The sequence below is a fragment of the Arthrobacter sp. SAFR-044 genome, assembly GCF_059414985.1.
The window spans coordinates 39,465-54,764 of the sequence record NZ_JBPFDN010000006.1 but is presented as its reverse complement, the minus strand read 5'-3'; the positions used below and the strand labels follow the sequence as shown (position 1 = coordinate 54,764).

At 68.5% G+C, this 15,300-nt stretch carries 15 protein-coding genes; 4 read left to right on the top strand and 11 right to left on the bottom strand.

Annotated features, from left to right (window positions below):
* Positions 1-42: 42 nt before the first annotated feature.
* The 7 genes from ACR65J_RS10845 to ssd all read right to left on the bottom strand — a co-directional run bounded on the left by ACR65J_RS10845 (position 43) and on the right by ssd (position 5,720).
* Positions 43-498: an Rv3654c family TadE-like protein gene (locus tag ACR65J_RS10845; protein ID WP_440168560.1), complete on the bottom strand. Its 456-nt coding sequence runs from the start codon at positions 496-498 to the stop codon at positions 43-45.
* Positions 499-524: 26 nt separating this feature from the next.
* Complete coding sequence (locus ACR65J_RS10840) at positions 525-929, bottom strand: TadE family type IV pilus minor pilin (RefSeq protein ID WP_440168558.1); 405 nt, start codon at positions 927-929, stop codon at positions 525-527.
* Positions 930-1,015: 86 nt separating this feature from the next.
* Positions 1,016-1,477 (bottom strand): DUF4244 domain-containing protein, encoded by a 462-nt coding sequence (locus tag ACR65J_RS10835; RefSeq protein ID WP_440168556.1) that lies wholly within the window; start codon positions 1,475-1,477, stop codon positions 1,016-1,018.
* A 226-nt stretch (positions 1,478-1,703) separates the two neighbouring features.
* Positions 1,704-2,309: a type II secretion system F family protein gene (locus ACR65J_RS10830; protein WP_440168554.1), complete on the bottom strand. Its 606-nt coding sequence runs from the start codon at positions 2,307-2,309 to the stop codon at positions 1,704-1,706.
* Positions 2,306-3,106, bottom strand: coding sequence for a type II secretion system F family protein (locus ACR65J_RS10825; RefSeq protein WP_440168552.1), 801 nt, complete (start codon positions 3,104-3,106; stop codon positions 2,306-2,308). Before ACR65J_RS10825 ends, ACR65J_RS10830 begins: the two co-directional genes overlap by 4 nt.
* Positions 3,103-4,404: a TadA family conjugal transfer-associated ATPase gene (locus ACR65J_RS10820; RefSeq protein WP_440168550.1), complete on the bottom strand. Its 1,302-nt coding sequence runs from the start codon at positions 4,402-4,404 to the stop codon at positions 3,103-3,105. The genes ACR65J_RS10825 and ACR65J_RS10820 overlap by 4 nt, the downstream gene beginning before the upstream one ends.
* Positions 4,401-5,720 (bottom strand): septum site-determining protein Ssd, encoded by a 1,320-nt coding sequence (ssd, locus tag ACR65J_RS10815; RefSeq protein WP_440168548.1) that lies wholly within the window; start codon positions 5,718-5,720, stop codon positions 4,401-4,403. The genes ACR65J_RS10820 and ssd overlap by 4 nt, the downstream gene beginning before the upstream one ends.
* Before the next feature lie 96 nt (positions 5,721-5,816).
* Here ssd and ACR65J_RS10810 point away from each other — a divergent pair, with 96 nt between their 5' ends.
* Together ACR65J_RS10810 and ACR65J_RS10805 are read left to right on the top strand one after the other, a co-directional pair.
* Positions 5,817-7,553, top strand: coding sequence for a bifunctional 3'-5' exonuclease/DNA polymerase (locus ACR65J_RS10810; protein ID WP_440168546.1), 1,737 nt, complete (start codon positions 5,817-5,819; stop codon positions 7,551-7,553).
* Between the two features lie 160 nt (positions 7,554-7,713).
* Complete coding sequence (locus tag ACR65J_RS10805; protein WP_440168544.1) at positions 7,714-7,902, top strand: YegP family protein; 189 nt, start codon at positions 7,714-7,716, stop codon at positions 7,900-7,902.
* 34 nt (positions 7,903-7,936) lie between these two features.
* Here the strand turns inward: ACR65J_RS10805 and ACR65J_RS10800 are convergent, their stop codons facing one another.
* Genes ACR65J_RS10800 through ACR65J_RS10790 form a run of 3 tightly spaced genes read right to left on the bottom strand, consistent with a single transcriptional unit; the run spans position 7,937 to position 10,841 of the window.
* Positions 7,937-8,614, bottom strand: a complete 678-nt coding sequence (locus ACR65J_RS10800) for an NUDIX hydrolase (RefSeq protein WP_440168542.1) — start codon at positions 8,612-8,614, stop codon at positions 7,937-7,939.
* Complete coding sequence (gene nth / locus ACR65J_RS10795; protein ID WP_440169087.1) at positions 8,611-9,405, bottom strand: endonuclease III; 795 nt, start codon at positions 9,403-9,405, stop codon at positions 8,611-8,613. Before nth ends, ACR65J_RS10800 begins: the two co-directional genes overlap by 4 nt.
* A gap of 44 nt (positions 9,406-9,449) precedes the next feature.
* Complete coding sequence (locus tag ACR65J_RS10790; protein WP_440168540.1) at positions 9,450-10,841, bottom strand: energy-coupling factor transporter transmembrane component T family protein; 1,392 nt, start codon at positions 10,839-10,841, stop codon at positions 9,450-9,452.
* A gap of 408 nt (positions 10,842-11,249) precedes the next feature.
* On the opposite strand from ACR65J_RS10790, the gene acs reads away from it, so the two are divergent.
* Positions 11,250-13,283 (top strand): acetate--CoA ligase, encoded by a 2,034-nt coding sequence (gene acs / locus ACR65J_RS10785; protein WP_440168538.1) that lies wholly within the window; start codon positions 11,250-11,252, stop codon positions 13,281-13,283.
* 93 nt (positions 13,284-13,376) lie between these two features.
* Entirely contained in the window at positions 13,377-14,138 is a 762-nt protein-coding gene (locus ACR65J_RS10780; protein WP_440168536.1) for a DeoR/GlpR family DNA-binding transcription regulator, read from the top strand.
* 6 nt (positions 14,139-14,144) lie between these two features.
* Here the strand turns inward: ACR65J_RS10780 and ACR65J_RS10775 are convergent, their stop codons facing one another.
* Positions 14,145-15,161, bottom strand: a complete 1,017-nt coding sequence (locus ACR65J_RS10775) for a LacI family DNA-binding transcriptional regulator (protein WP_440168534.1) — start codon at positions 15,159-15,161, stop codon at positions 14,145-14,147.
* Between the last annotated feature and the right edge of the window lie 139 nt (positions 15,162-15,300).

Genomic DNA, 15,300 nt, shown 5'->3' with positions numbered 1-15,300 from the left:
AGTGTGCGCATGTGCTCGTGTCCTGTCCCGGCGGCGCTGCCCCTATGGCGGCGGACCCGCCCGGGCACGTCCGGTCGCGGCGCCCAGCAGCGGGCGCTCGCCGAGCTCGGTGCGTACCTCGATCGTCTGCCCCGAACCCTCGGAGCAACTGAGGACCGTGGCGGCGTGGCGGGCCGCCACTTCCGCGGCGACCGTGCAGGGCTCCCCCGTGGTGATGCCGCGAAGGGCATCCGCCCCGGCAAGGGCTGCCAGGTCGGCTGCCGCTGCCGCCCTGCTTGCGAGCACGGCTGACTGGGCCAGCAGCAACATGACGGCCATCGCCATCATGACCACCAGGGACAGCCCTGCGGCAAGGACCGTCCCCGACCCCCGTTCGTGGCCATCCGCACCGCGTTGCCTGCACTGCCCGTGAGCAGGGCCAGCCCGCGTTGCCGTGCGCTGCCATCGCCCGGCGGCAGGGCGACCGGGCCCTGTGTTGGGGCATCTGGTCCAGATCATGGGGTGTCGCAGCCCGTCGCGATCCATCATCTGGCGCCCCCGGCGCCGGCCTGACCTGCGGCGCCGCCTGCAGCAGCAGTCCCCGGAGTCTCGCTGCGCGTGGAGGCGCGGGCGGTGAGGGTCCACGGAATGGAGGAGCCCAGGGGACCAGCCACCCGGTCGGTCACGGTGACGCTGAACCATTCGCCGTCGGCGGCAACTGATGCAACTGCCGAGCTGCCGGCGAGCGTCCTGACGGTCCGTTCAACCGCCGCGGGGTTGTCGCCCCGGGCCAGGGCCCTGGCGCCGGCCCGGGCTCCTTCTTCGATCCGCAGTTGCGTCGTGCCTGCAGCGGCTCCGGCAAGCAGCATGGCCAGTAGTGCCAGCACTGCCGGGAGCGCCACCGCGAACTCGGCCGTTACGGTGCCCCGGGCCTTCGCGGTTTCATCCAAGGGTTGCCCTCCTCCGTTGCTCCAAGCCACACGGCCGGTCACCGATTCCAGGGGCTTCCGTGACGGCAGCACTCCTGCCGAATGCGTCACGGCAGCGCCAATGCGGTGCGGATGAGGTTCAGCAGGAAGCCTCGCACTTCGTCGCTGCGGAGAATGAACACCAGCAGCCCGGCAAATCCCACCGCGGCCAGGGTGGCAATGGCGTATTCGGCCGTCGCCATGCCGGCTTCCGAGCCCACGAGCCTTGCAGTGCGCCGGGTCTTGCGCGTGGCGCCCGCACCGGGGTACAGCTCCACCACGTTGCCGGGCGGCGGGAAGGATGCCGCTGGAAAGGATGCACGTGAAACTGGTGCCTTCGGCATGAGTGCAGTGGATGCGGCCGTGGTCGAATCGAAGTCAACGGCGTAAGCGTATGGCGCCGCGCCGGTGTTGCGAAGGCTGCCGGTTGGTCCCGCGAACATCGGACTGGAGGCAGTCCGCATCGGCCTGGAAAAGGGGGCTGTGGACATTCCGGCGGAGGGGTTGCGGCGGTAGTGGTTGATGGGCATTGTGTTTCCTTTCCGTTGGTGCCGGTGGTTTTGCCGGCTCTCTTGACTCTTCCCGGCCGAACTGTTGCCGGTAAGGGAGGTGGGGCGCTAAGTGGAAAAGCTCTGCAGATCCAGCGCTGTGGAGGAGTGGACGGGCCAGCAGCGGCGGGGACGGGAAGACAGGGCCAGCAGCGGCGGGGACGGGAAGACAGGGCGAGGAGTCGTGGGGACGGAAGCGGCAGGGTGGCTATGCGCCGTTCGGCACCAAGGCCAAGAGCACCGGGACCACGCCGAGGCAGATGAAGGCCGGAAGTGAGCACAGGCCCAGCGGAACCACCAGCTTCACGCCTAAGGAAGCGGCGCGCTTCTCCGCCGCCCGAAAGCGTTCCCGGCGAAGCCTTGCAGCCTGGGCATACAGGATCGCGGATGATGGTGCCCCCGTGAGCGCGGCGAAGCCCAGGGCGTCCCGCAGCTCCAGGATTTCGGGGAGCCGCACGGCGGAGCTGCGCCATGCTGTTTCCCAGTCAGCGCCGATGGCCAGCGCGGAGACCACAGGCCGCAGGGAGTCCCGGTACTGTGGCGCAGCGGAAGCAGCCACCAGGTCGAGGGCCCTGCCAATTCCGGCTCCGGCGTCCAGCATCGCCGCCACAAGTTCGAGCATCATGGCCGTATCCTTCAGGCCGCTGCCGCAACGCGCTGCCGACCCCTTGGCGGCCGCCTGCTGTGCTCTTGCAGCGGATGGGCACACCCGGCGAAGCCGTTTTCGCAACCTCCCGTGGCCGGGACAGGCAAGCCATGCACCGGCCGCGAGCAGCGTGAACAATGCCAGGCCGGGGGCCCAAACCGGGTTCATTGCGCTCCTGCCCCTGCAGCTGACGCCACCAACCGGGCAGACCAGGCCCTTCCCGCCGCGGTAAGGACCACGCCGCCCAACAACGCGGCCAGTCCAAGGGGTGTCCCCAGCAGGGTGGCCAGGGGATCCACACCCAGGGCAGCGCCGAGTCCCAGACCCATCAAGGGAAGCCAGGTCAGGAGCCGGACGGTGGCTTTGGGCCCTGCGAGAGCCGTCTGCCGGGCCGCGTCGGCGTCATCCTCTGCTTCCAGTTGGGCAGCGAACCGGGTCAGCACGTCAGCGAGCGGGCACCCGCTGGCTTCGGCGATGTCGAAGCAGGCGGCAAGCTCCAACCAGGTCCTGGCCTCCCTGTCGCGGGGCGGAAAGGCCGTGGAAACGGCACGGCGGACGGTTTCCGCAACGGGAGCCCCGGTAGCGGCGGCCGCACGCGCGGTTGCCAGGACCGCAGCTGATCCCTTTGACAGCATGGCCCCGGACAGCGGGGCGGCTTCCTGATGTTGCCGCCCGTTATCACCTTTGCCGTACACCATCCACAACTCGTCCCACAGCCGTGCGGGCGTCCGGCCACCCCGGAGCAGTGCCGCCATCTGCTGCACCACCAGGGTCAGGCCTGGTCCCCGCGCTATTGCCGCCCTTGCGGTGCCCTTCCTGTTCCACGGCAGGACAAGGCCCCTCCGGGGAGCCGCCGCTTTCGTCCTGTTGCCGGTTGCGGCGCGCAACCTGGAAGCAGCGTCCAGGGGCGGCTTGAGAAGCAGCAGCACAGCGCTGCACAGGAGCACGGGGAAGAGGAGCGTCACGGGATCTCCTCGGGGTTCATCCCCAGCCGGGCCGTGAGCGCCGGCCACGCGGAACCCGGGACACCTGATTCCCCAATGGCCGGCAGCACGGTCAGTCCTTCCGGCCCATTGGCGATGAGTCCAATGCCCAGGACTTCCCTGCCTTTGGGTGTCCTGCCGACGTGGATGACAGCATCAAGGGCGCTGGCGGCCTGAAGCCGCACGGCCTCCGGACCGAGCCCTGCGAGCGCGCCGAGGGCGTTGAGCCTGGCCGGAACTGCGGCCGCCGTATTGGCGTGGATGGTTCCGCCGCCACCGCTGTGCCCGGTATTCATCGCGGTGAGGAGCTCGCGGACTTCAGCACCCCTGCACTCCCCCACCACCAGCCTGTCCGGGCGCATGCGCAGCGCTTGGCGAACCAGCTCCCCCAAGTCCACGGCACCGCCGCCTTCAAGGTTTCCGTGGCGTGATTCGAGGGCAACCACATGCGGGTGGACAGGATTGAGTTCGGAGGCGTCCTCGATCAGGACCAGCCGTTCTTGCGCGGAGCACAGGCCCAGCAGGGTGGACAACAGCGTGGTCTTCCCTGAACCCGTAGCACCGCTGACCAGGAAGCTCAACCTCTTGTCCACGATCCGTTCGAGCACCGTTTGCACCCGCTGGCCGAACATGCCGCCCGTACGCAGCTCTGCCATGCTGAAGACCTGCTCCCTGCGGATCCGGACGCTCAACAGCGTCCCGGACGTGGACACCGGCGGCAACACGGCGTGGACACGGTAGCCGCCGGCAAGCCTGACATCAACACAGGGCGACCCGTCATCCAGGCGGCGCCCTCCTGCGGCCACGAGCCTGCATGCCAGCGCCCGCAGCTGGGATTCGCCATCGAACACGACAGGTACGCGCTCGATGCCCCGGCCGCGGTCCACCCACACGGAATCCGGAGCGTTGACGAAGATGTCTGTTACCGCTGGATCCCTGGTGAGCTCCTGCAGGGGGCCCAATCCACTGAGCTCGGCGCTGATCCGCTCCACTGCGGCAAGCGCTCCGGCGGTGCCCAACAGCTTGCCGGTGGCCTGTACGGCCGCGGCAACGCGCGAAGGTGTTACTGTTCCTGCCTCCGCCATCATCGATTCACGGACAGACTCCAGCAGCCCGGAATCAACGGTCCGGCCAGTACCGGCGCCGCTGACCCGCGCCTGGCGGCCAGCCTTGTTCGCCTCCAGGATCCGTGCACTGCGCCGTGCGCCAACGCCTCCGGACCCACCTGCGCCGCCCGTTTCCCGGGCTGGAGACGAAGGGGCAATGGGCGGCCGCCTCATGCGACGTCCCCCGCCTGCAGGTCCTCTCCAAGCCAATCGAGCACCGTGGCGCCGAAATACCGGATGGTCCGCCGCTTCCCAAGGTCCAGCAGGCGGCCTGACTCCATGGCCCCCGGGACGGCCCGCAGGTGGGGGATGCGGCCCTGTACCGGCAGCCCTACGGCGTCAGCAATCAGGGAACCGTCCAGCGCAGCACCGGGCCGCCCCCGCACCAGCAGGGCAGCCTCCACCGGCGGAAGCTCCTGCAGCAGCCGCACGGCCGCCACCGCCGCTTTCAGCTGCGCCGGCACCACCACCATGATCCGGTCGCAGTCCCACGCCACAGTGTGAAGCGACTCCGCACCCCTTCCCACATCCACAACGACCAGCTCAAAACCACGGCGGGCAGCGTCCAGCACACCCGCTGCCGTTGCAGCAGGGACAGGAACCGGCTGCTCCCGGGTGGCAGGCCAGGACAGGAAGGAAAACCCTCCGGCGACGGGCAGGGAGTCGGAGAGCTGCAGGGGGTCAATGCTGCCCCTTGCCTCCGCGAGGTCCGGCCAGCGCAGCCCGGGGTTGTCCTCCGCGGCGAGCGCAAGCTCCAGGCCGCCGCCCCAGGGGTCGCCGTCCACCAGCAGGACGCGCGCCCCCAGGCCTGCCGCTGCCTGGGCTGTCCAAATGGCGGCGGTGGTGGCCCCCGCCCCGCCGCAACCTCCCGTGATGCCAAGGACCAGCCCGCCGGGACCCGGCGAGCGCGACCGGCTCAGATGATCCGCCAGCCAGGCAGCGGCATCGGGCAGCACGGCAACGCGTTCAGCACCCAGGGCGGCGGCAAGGTGCCAGAGGCTGTCGCCCTCTCCGTCGAGGCCCACCATGACCGCCGGCATGCGGCGCCGCGGTGGAAGCTCCCTCACATCGCTGCCCACCAGCACGGCCGATGCAGCATCCCAGTAACGTCCCGCCTCCACCGCATCCGGAACCACGCGGAGCTGGGCACCAGCGGCTGCCACTATGCGCTCCACTTCCGCGCGCAGGACGCCGGACGAGGTAACCAGCAGCACCTCGCCGGAGCCGTCCGGCCTCCCACCATGCGGCGGTGAAGCACCCAAAGCTGGACCGCCCGCCACAAGTCCATCGTGCACAGATTGACCCGGGGCTGAACTCCCCGGCAGGGAACCGGCCGGCAGCCAGGCCGCACCGTACCCCGCCTCGCTGCCCGACGACAGGTTGTCCGCCACCGAAGTGCGGGATGGTGCGTCCCGGTTCGGTTTCCGCCGGGAGGAACCTGTGGCCTGCCCCGGCCCGGGTTGCGGTGCTTTCAGCTGGTGCCTGCTCATGGAGCCACTCTGCCGCGGCCGCGAAAGACAGATAAGGGGGCGAACCCCGTATGTGGACAACCGGAGCCACCGCTCCCGGCAAGGCACAATGGGAGCATGTACCTGCTGCTCGCCGCCCACCCCCGCGGTGTGGCACTGCAGGAACTGACACAGGCAGGCCACCCCCAACCGGCCAACCCCGAGCCCCGGCTGGTGGCACCCAACGAGCTCTCCGCCGTCGTCCGTGAACTGGAAGCCCGGCGCCCCGGCGGACAGCCGCCGCGCTGGATCTGGCACCGGACGCAGGACTGGTACCCCGCCCTGCTCGCAGCAGGCGTGGAGGTGGAGCGCTGCTACGACGTCACGCTCTGCGGCAACATCCTGGCCTTTTCGCAGTTCAGCGCCCACACCGACTACGCCAGGAATACAGACAGGGTCCCGGTGGAGGACCCGGTGCTTCCGCCGAAGTCATTGCTGCCGCCCCGTCCCCCTGCGGACCAAGGCGCGCTGTTCGACGACCCAGGTGCCGGGCCGGCGCCCGGCTGGGCCCTCGAGGAACTCCGCGCCGAGTACGCTGCCCAGCAGGGCGCCCTCGCCGGCGTAGAAATCGTGGAGAACCTCCGGAACCGCCTGCAGCTGCTGCTGGCGGCGGAGTCGGCGTCTGCCATGGTTGCTGCCGAAATGCAGCACGCCGGCGTCCCCTGGCGGGAGGACCTGCACGAACAGATCCTGGTTGACCAGCTGGGTCCGCGCCCGCCCGCCGGCCAGCGCCCGCAAAGACTGGAGGCATTGGCCGCGGAACTGCGCACGCTGCTCAATTCCCCGGGCCTCAACCCGGACTCGCCGCAGGACCTGATGCGCGCCCTGCACCGGAACGGCATCGAGGTGAAGAGCACCCGGAAATGGGAGCTCAGGGAATCCAGCCACCCCGTCATCGAGCCGTTGCTGGAATACAAGAAGCTCTCCCGCCTCCACACGGCCAACGGCTGGTCCTGGCTGGATGCCTGGGTGGACGGCGGCAGGTTCCGGCCCGAGTATGTGGTGGGCGGGGTTGTTTCGGGGCGCTGGGCGTCCCGCGGCGGCGGCGCGCTGCAGATCCCGCGCCAGGTCCGCGGCGCGGTGCACGCAGACCCCGGCCACAAACTGATCGTCGCGGATGCCTCCCAGCTGGAGCCGCGTGTCCTGGTGGCCCTCGCCCAGGACTCCTCCATGGCGGAGGCCGCCCGGGACCAGGACCTGTATGCCGGGATCGCCGCCAAGGGCTTCGGCGGAGACCGGGCCAAAGCGAAGATGGCCCTGCTGGGCGCCATGTACGGGGCCACCTCCGGTGAGGCAGGGCGCCTGATGCCGCAGCTGGCGCGCACCTATCCGCGTGCCGTCGACTTTGTGGAGCGGGCGGCGCGGGCAGGCGAAGCCGGCGGGACGGTGACCACCCGGTTGGGCCGCAGCAGCCCACCGCCATCGGAGCGGTGGTTCCTGAGCCAGCGCTCCACCACGGCTGAAGAGCAGCGGCGGGCAGAGTCCATTGCCCGGTCCCGTGGGCGTTTCACCCGGAATTTTGTGGTCCAGGGCTCTGCGGCGGACTGGGCGGCATGCTGGCTGGCGGAATTACGACGGCGGCTGCGCATCTTGCGGACGCCCGGCACCGGCGGCAGCGGCCGGGCTGTCGGGGCTGAGTTGGTCTTCTTCCTGCACGACGAGGTGATGGTGCATGCGCCCTCTGACGGTGTGGACGCCTGCATCTCAGCGATCGAAGAATCAGCCCGTGCCGCGAAGGAGTTGTTGTTCGGACGGATCCCGGTGGAGTTCCCGGTCAGCCTCGCCGTCGTCGACTCCTACAACCTGGCGAAATAGCTTTCCTGAAGGGCGCCAAGTACCTGCAAACGAGACGCAAGGTAACCTACCCGGCAGTAGCTCGACGGGTAGGGTGGCGCAGGTTACAGTCGGAACCGGTGGCTGAAACAGACCGGTCCACACGCTGATGCAACGACGCATACCAGGGAGGTCCCCGTCCATGGCGGGAAGATTTGAAATACACCGCACAGGCGACGAGTCGTACCGGCTGCGCCTCACCGACGCCGAGGGCAACACCGTTGCCGTTTCGCCAACCTTCAGGTCCCTGACCATGCTCCGCGACGGCATCAAGGCCATGCGGGAGAACGCCGCCACCGCCATTGTGGTGGACTTGCGGCAGCAGGCCTGAAGCCTGGACTACTGAAGGCCTGGCCTCCTGAAGGTCAGGCCCCGATCGGATGCAGCCGGTTCCGGTCCCACGGAACCGACCAGCCCAGCTGGTCGAAGAGGCCACTGAGCACAATGCCCGTGAAACCCCACACCACCACGCCGTTCACCGTGAACGCGGGGCTGTCGAAGGTCCGCCCTGCCCGGTGGACGGTGGCCATCACCCTGTTGTCCGGGTCAAGCAGGTCCCGCACCGGGACGCGGAACACCTGGGCGGATTCGCCGTAGTCCACCACCCGGACCGGTGAGGGCGCCTGCCACCACCCGAGAACAGGCGTCACCAGGAAGTTGCTGTGCGCCAGGCCCAACTCCTGGAGTGTCCCCAGCACCTCGACCCCGCCTGCATCCAGTCCGGTCTCCTCTTCGGCTTCCCGGAGCGCAGCCGCTATGGGGGTTTCGTTCCTGTCGATGCCGCCGCCGGGAAACGCCACCTGGCCGGGGTGGGACCCCAGAGTGTGGGCGCGTTCCAGCAGCAGGACGTCAAGGTCTGCCGGCGCGAGTGGCTTGCCGGACGCCGCGGGGACGTCGTCGAGGACCCCGAAGAGCATCAGGACTGCAGCCCTGCGGGCGCGTGCCGCGTCCACCGTCAGGGCTGCCCAGCGCGGATCAGGAGGCCCGGCCGTTCCGGTTTGAGCCCGCCGGACCAGCCGGGCAAGGTCTTCGCGTGCGCTCAAGGGGTCCTCTTTTGGGAAGCCATCCGGATCTCCGCGGCCCGGTGCTGTTCTGCGAGGTACTGCTCCAGCAGCTCCTCGCTGCCGGGAGCGAGTTCGTATTTGAGAAGCTTGGCAGCCTTGACGGGATCGGTCTCGCCCAGCCCGTAACTTGGGCACCAGTTGGCCACGGGGCAGGCCCCGCAGGCGGGCTTCCGGGCGTGGCAGACGCGGCGGCCATGGAAGATGACCCGATGGGACAGCATGGTCCAGTCCCTGCGCTCGAACAGTTCGGCCACGTCCTGTTCGATCTGCACGGGGTCCTCCGACTGGGTCCACCCAAACCGCTTCGCGAGGCGGGCGAAGTGCGTGTCCACGGAGATGCCCGGGACGCCGAAAGCGTTGGCCAGCACCACGTTGGCCGTCTTGCGCCCCACACCGGGCAACGTGACCAGTTCCTTCATCCGGCCGGGAACCTCGCCGTCAAACTCGTCCACCAGCCGCGTGCACAGCGCCTGGACGTTCTTCGCCTTGGCACGGAAGAATCCGGTGGGCTTGAGGATGGCCTCGAGCTCGGTGGGGTCCGCCTCGGCCAGGGCCCGTGCATTCGGCCACCGCGCGAACAGCACTTTGGTGACCTGGTTGACCGTGACGTCGGTGGTTTGGGCCGACAGGACGGTGGCCACGAGCAGTTCGAACGGGTTGCGGAAGTCCAGTTCCGCATGGGCGTACGGGTATTTCTCGGCCAGGGCCTTGTGGATGCGCCGCGCCCTCCGCTTAAGCGCCAGGACGGATTCGGACGAGACCACGGGCATCCCTGCGGCCTGGCCGGTCTTGGTGCGGGCCCCGGCCACCGGCGTCAGCCGCGCTCGATGTTGCTGAGGTCGCGCAGCACGCCCAGCCGCCCGTCAGTGTGCTGGACCAGGAATTCGTGGCCGCGGTCCTCGAGTGCCAGTACCCAGCCGCCGGGTTCAATCACGAAGGCGGGCGCACCGGTCCGGGGGTCGAAGGCGGTGCGGTGCTGGGCAACGGCAAACCAGAAGGCCTCGTGGATCGGCTGCCCGTCCATCTCGTCATGGCGGTTCGCCGGGTCCACGGTGGCCCCGATGGGCTGTTCGGCACGGACCTGCTGATGGACGGCGGTGGCAGCGGGCGGCTCCCATGCCGCCTGGGGCGCATTGGCTGTGGGGACGTCCCCGTACTGGGTCTCCTCAACAGCCGGGGCAGGAGCAGGGCGGACGACGTCGGCTGCCTGGGTGGGCGGGCCGGCGTCCACCGCGGGGGTGCGGTCCGAAGCTTCGGGGGCGGTTGACACAGGCGCAGACGTGGCCGGCCCGGCAGTCCTGGCGGCTGCGGCGCCGGCTCCAGCAGCGCCGGCTCCCGACGTGGGAACTGCGGCACCGGCGGTTCCTGAGGTCGAGGCCCCGGCGGTGGCAACGGGGACAGCAGCGGTGGCGGGAGCCTGCGTGGAACGGACCGGTTCAGGGCTGGGACTGGGGCTGGCAGTCCCCGGCTGGACGGCGGAGGAGCCGGCACCGGCACCGCCGAATACACCCGCGCCCTTGAAGCCACCCTTAGACTGGTTCGGGCCGGACTCCGGCTTTGGCGCTTTGGGGGCCCGCGGCTTCCGCGCAGGAACCGCGGCTTCGCGTGCCACGACATGCGCCGGGACCTCGGGCCGGTCCTTGAAGTCACCGGACAGGTACGGCAGGAAACGGCCCAGCACTGTGGCAGCGAACAGGACCAGCGAGCCGATCAGGCCCACCAGCAGGCTGGTCACGTATCCACCCGCCACCGACAGGAAGAAGAAGGCCAGGGCGAAGGAGGCCACCACGGAGGCGAACTGGTCGATCGAGAGCGAACCAACCCGGATCTTCGTGGCAGGGGCCAGGCGGCGGGCGGCGAACAGCGCGCCTGCGATCAACGGCAGGATGATGCCCAGTCCAAGGAAGAACAGGTTGTTCAGGTTCCACAGGTTGTACCGGGAACCGAAAAGGGGCAGCAAGGACGCAACGAACAGGATCACGGTGCCGGCGAAGACGGCCAGGTCCCGCACGGTAAAGGGGCCAAGGACCGCCTGGTTGGCGTTCGGGTCGATCTTTCCCGAGCCAGCCTTCTGCCCTGCCACCTGTCCGTTGGCGGTGTTACCGGCGGGCGACGGGTTCCCCGGTCCCCCGGCGGCGGATCCGGAGCCTTCGCGGCCCGCCTCGGTGTCCGGGCCCGTTCGCTGGCCGAAGCTCTGCTGGTTCATTCTGCTCTCCTTAGCGTGGCGGCACCGGGCCCGGTCCGGACCCGAAAACTGTGCCGTCTTGACATGCGGTCCGGGCCCGGCAAGCCGCTGTTTGTGCCTGGCCGGGGCGGTCCGAAGTGAAGTCACAATTCCATCTCAGCCTAGTCAACAGCCTGGCTGATCACTAGCTGGAGCAAGCCTTCGGGGCGCCGGGATGAGTAATGCGGACACCATTCACCGCTTAAAAAATGCCGCTCATGGCCGCGTCTGTGACGGGGAGCACAGAGGATACGCGGCAAGCATTAGGCTAGGTTGCGGAACAGCTCTTTGCGGTATGTCCGCGCCGGCTGGAGCCCAGTGCCGTGCGAACGGTGGGCCCCGCGGTGGCGGCATCCCGCGCGGCAAAGATCGATGAATGATGAGGTTCACATGTCCCAGGACACTCCCAGCTCCACGGCCACCGTTCCTTCCGCTTCCGCCCAGCCGGCAGGTCAGCAAGGCCACCAGGGCGATGCCTTTGCGAACCTGCTTCATGAGACCAGGGCCTTCCCGCCCTCCCCGGAGTTCGCTGCCAACGCCGTCGTCACCGCCGCCGAGTACGGGGAAGCGGACGCCGACCGGCCGGCTTTTTGGGCCAAGAAGGCCAGGGAACTGCTGACCTGGTCCAAGGACTTCACGCAGGCCCTTGACTGGTCCGATCCGCCCTTCGCGAAGTGGTTTGTGGGCGGTGAGCTCAATGCCGCGTACAACGCCCTGGACCGGCACGTCGAGGCCGGCAACGGAGACCGCGTGGCCATCTACTTTGAGGGCGAACCCGGTGATACCCGGACGTACACGTATGCGCAGCTGACCGAAGAGGTGAAAAAGGCTGCCAACGCCTTCGAGTCCCTGGGTGTGGCCAAGGGCGACCGCGTGGCCGTGTACCTTCCCATGATCCCGGAAGCGGTCATCACCCTGCTGGCCTGCGCCCGGATCGGGGCGGTCCACTCCGTGGTGTTCGGCGGATTCTCCGCCGAAGCCCTCCGATCCCGGATCGACGACGCCGAGGCCAAGCTCGTGGTCACCGCGGACGGCACTTACCGCCGCGGCAAGCCGAGCCCGCTCAAGGCCGCCGTCGACGACGCGTTGTCCCACGAGGGAGATGCGGGCGGCCACACGGTGCAGAACGTGGTAGTGGTCAAGCGCAACGGCCAGGACGTCGACTGGAAGGAAGGCCGCGACCACTGGTGGGCCGACACCGTCGGCACCGCCTCGTCAGAGCACACCGCGCCGGGCCACGATTCGGAACACCCGCTGTACATCCTGTACACCTCAGGCACCACCGGGAAGCCCAAGGGGATCCTGCACACCACCGGCGGGTACCTCACCCAGACGGCCTACACCCACAAGGCAGTCTTCGACCTCCGCCCGGAAACGGACGTGTACTGGTGCACGGCCGACGTCGGCTGGGTCACCGGCCACTCCTACGTCGCCTACGCCCCGCTCATCAACGGCGCCACCCAGGTCATGTACGAAGGCACGCCGGACTCCCCGCACCAGGGCCGCTGGTGGGAGATCGTGGAGAAGTACAAGGTCTCCATCCTCTACACCGCGCCCACCGCCATCCGCACCTTCATGAAGTGGGGTTCGGACATCCCGGCGAAGTACGACCTCTCGTCGCTCCGCGTGCTGGGTTCGGTCGGGGAACCGATCAACCCCGAAGCCTGGATGTGGTACCGCAAGGTCATCGGCGGCGACAAGGCACCCATCGTTGACACCTGGTGGCAGACCGAAACCGGTGCCCAGATGATCGCCCCGCTCCCCGGGGTTACCGCCACCAAGCCCGGCTCCGCCCAGGTGCCGCTGCCCGGCATCGCCGTGGACGTCGTCGACGAGATGGGCGAATCAGTCCCTAACGGCCACGGCGGCTTCCTGGTCATCCGGGAGCCCTGGCCAGCCATGCTGCGGGGCATCTGGGGTGACCCGGAACGCTTCAAGGACACGTACTGGTCCCGCTTCGAGAACATGTACTTCGCCGGCGACGGCGCCAAGAGGGACGAAGACGGCGACATCTGGCTGCTGGGCCGGGTGGATGACGTCATGAACGTTTCCGGGCACCGACTCTCCACCACCGAGATCGAATCCGCACTGGTGAGCCACCCCTCAGTAGCGGAGGCCGCCGTCGTGGGCGCCACGGACGAGACCACCGGCCAGGCCGTCGTCGCGTTCGTCATCCTGCGCGGCGACGCCGCGAACAACGGCGATGCCACCGTCCAGGAACTGCGCAACCACGTGGGCAAGGAAATCGGCCCCATCGCCAAGCCCAAGAACATCCTGGTGGTGCCGGAGCTGCCCAAGACCCGCTCCGGCAAGATCATGCGCCGCCTCCTCAAAGACGTCGCGGAAGGCCGCGATCCGGGCGACGCCACCACCCTTTCGGACCCGGCCATCATGCAGCAGATCGCCGCGTCACTCCGGAAGTAGGCATGGTTTGACGACGGCGCCGCCCGGCCGGGTGGCGCCGTCGCCGTATGCTGGGAGCAAACCCCGCAACCCTCGATGAAGGAATCCGTTCACATGCTTGCAGCTGCTCGACACCAGGCCATCGTGGATGCCGTCCAGCGCGAGCGCGTGGTGCGGGTTTCGGACCTGGCCGCGCAGCTGGGCGTGTCGCTGATGACTGTGCGGCGGGACATTGAGCAGCTTGAAGAGGGCGGGAAGCTGGAACGCATCCATGGGGGCGCGAAACTTCCGGGGGACGCCAGCACCCACGAGCCCGGTTTCGAGCTGAAGTCCACGCAGCTGACGGCGGAGAAGCGTGCCATCGCGGTGGCCGCCGCGGGGCTGGTGCAGGAAGGCATGGCGGTCGGCTTGAGTGCAGGCACCACCACGTGGGCGCTGGCGAGGGAACTGACAGCCGGTCCGCGCATCACCGTGGTGACCAATTCGATGCGGATTGCCGATCTCTTCCACCCCGGCGGGTCCACCGTGATCCTGATAGGTGGCGAACGCACGCCGTCGGACGCCCTGGTCGGGCCCATCGCCACCGGAGCCCTCAGGCAACTGCATCTCGACGTCCTGTTCCTGGGCGTCCACGGCATGGACGCGGACGCCGGGTTCACCACTCCCAACCTGCTCGAAGCCGAAACCGACCGCGCGTTCGTGGCCGCCGCCCGCAAAACCGTGGTCCTTGCCGACCACACCAAGTGGGGCATGCTGGGCATCAGCTCCATCGCAGCACTCGATGACGTGGATGAGGTCATCAGCGATGCCGGGCTCAGCGCCGAGGCCCAGCGCGTCCTTGGCGAACGGGCCAAACTCCGCGTGGTGCCCGCGTAAGCGCGGTTACGCTGATCCGCGCCACATGATGGTGGTCTCGAGGACACGGGGCGTACCCGGCAGTCCCTGAAGCTGCGCCAGGACGAGTTCAGCGGCGGTGCTCCCCAAAAGGTCGGCCGGCTGGCGAACGGTGGACAGCTGTGGCCTGCAGCGAAGGGCCCAACTGCTGTCGTCGAACCCTACGATTCCTACGTCCTCCGGGACCCGCCGCCCGGCCTCCTGCAATGCCGTCATGGCTCCAGCCGCCACGGCATCCGATGCCGCGAAAACTCCGTCCAGGTGGGGAGCGCGCCGCAGCAGCTCCTGCATTCCCTCCAAGCCGGCAGCATAGGTGTACAACGGATATTCCACCACCAGGTTCGGGTCAAAGCGGCCGCCCATTGCCTTTTGGAATCCGGCAAGCCGGTCCTTTCCCGAGTCGCGGTCCAAGGCACTGGCGATCATCCCCACCTGTTTCCGCCCCGTTCCCAGCAGCCTGTTGGTGATGCTCCGGGCAGCCTCAACGTTGTCAATGGCGGCGTACGGCAGCGCCGGGGTTCCTTCGGGGTGGCCGACAAATGCCGCGGGCAATCCGATGTCCGCTATGGCCGCCGCAATGGGATCAGAGGCGCGCGCCGAGATGATGACTGCGCCGTCAACCAGGCCGCCCCGCAGGTAATCCGCCACCCTGCGGCTGTCGCGGTCCGAATCGATGATCAGCGAAACCAGTTGGTAATCAGCCTTGGACAGCACCTCGTTGGCGCCCAGCAGGATGGAGCCAATGTTGGGGTCTTCGAACAATAGCGAGTGGGGTTCGTGGATGATCAGCCCGATGGCCCGGGATTCCTGGGTGACCAGGTTGCGGGCAGCGTTGTTGCGGACGTATCCCACCCGGGCGATGGCTTCTTCCACGGCCTGCTTGGCCTCGTCGGAGACATATTTTTCCCCGTTCATGACGCGTGAAACGGTCCCCCGGGAAAGCCCGGCGGCGTCCGCGACATCGTTGATGGTGGCGCGGCGGGCACGGGTGCGTGTCAGCGACATATTTGTACTGTAGCGGAGTCTGGACGGGGGACGTCCTCCCGCAGACATTGACACGGCCCCAAGTGCCCCCGTACTCTGGGAACGTTCCCAGATGACCTGCATCACTATTTGTCGACTGGGTCTGGGAACGTTCACAGAG

Excerpts from the sequence above, each read along its gene's own strand:
- acs (WP_440168538.1), top strand. The coding sequence starts at position 11,250 with ATGTCCCAGGACACTCCCAGCTCCACGGCCACCGTTCCTTCCGCTTCC.
- ACR65J_RS10810 (WP_440168546.1), top strand. The coding sequence starts at position 5,817 with ATGTACCTGCTGCTCGCCGCCCACCCCCGCGGTGTGGCACTGCAGGAA.
- ACR65J_RS10835 (WP_440168556.1), bottom strand. The coding sequence starts at position 1,477 with ATGCCCATCAACCACTACCGCCGCAACCCCTCCGCCGGAATGTCCACA.
- ACR65J_RS10820 (WP_440168550.1), bottom strand. The coding sequence starts at position 4,404 with ATGAGGCGGCCGCCCATTGCCCCTTCGTCTCCAGCCCGGGAAACGGGC.
- ssd (WP_440168548.1), bottom strand. The coding sequence starts at position 5,720 with ATGAGCAGGCACCAGCTGAAAGCACCGCAACCCGGGCCGGGGCAGGCC.
- ACR65J_RS10805 (WP_440168544.1), top strand. The coding sequence starts at position 7,714 with ATGGCGGGAAGATTTGAAATACACCGCACAGGCGACGAGTCGTACCGG.
- ACR65J_RS10830 (WP_440168554.1), bottom strand. The coding sequence starts at position 2,309 with ATGAACCCGGTTTGGGCCCCCGGCCTGGCATTGTTCACGCTGCTCGCG.
- ACR65J_RS10845 (WP_440168560.1), bottom strand. The coding sequence starts at position 498 with ATGATCTGGACCAGATGCCCCAACACAGGGCCCGGTCGCCCTGCCGCC.
- nth (WP_440169087.1), bottom strand. The coding sequence starts at position 9,405 with ATGCCCGTGGTCTCGTCCGAATCCGTCCTGGCGCTTAAGCGGAGGGCG.
- ACR65J_RS10790 (WP_440168540.1), bottom strand. The coding sequence starts at position 10,841 with ATGAACCAGCAGAGCTTCGGCCAGCGAACGGGCCCGGACACCGAGGCG.
- ACR65J_RS10780 (WP_440168536.1), top strand. The coding sequence starts at position 13,377 with ATGCTTGCAGCTGCTCGACACCAGGCCATCGTGGATGCCGTCCAGCGC.
- ACR65J_RS10775 (WP_440168534.1), bottom strand. The coding sequence starts at position 15,161 with ATGTCGCTGACACGCACCCGTGCCCGCCGCGCCACCATCAACGATGTC.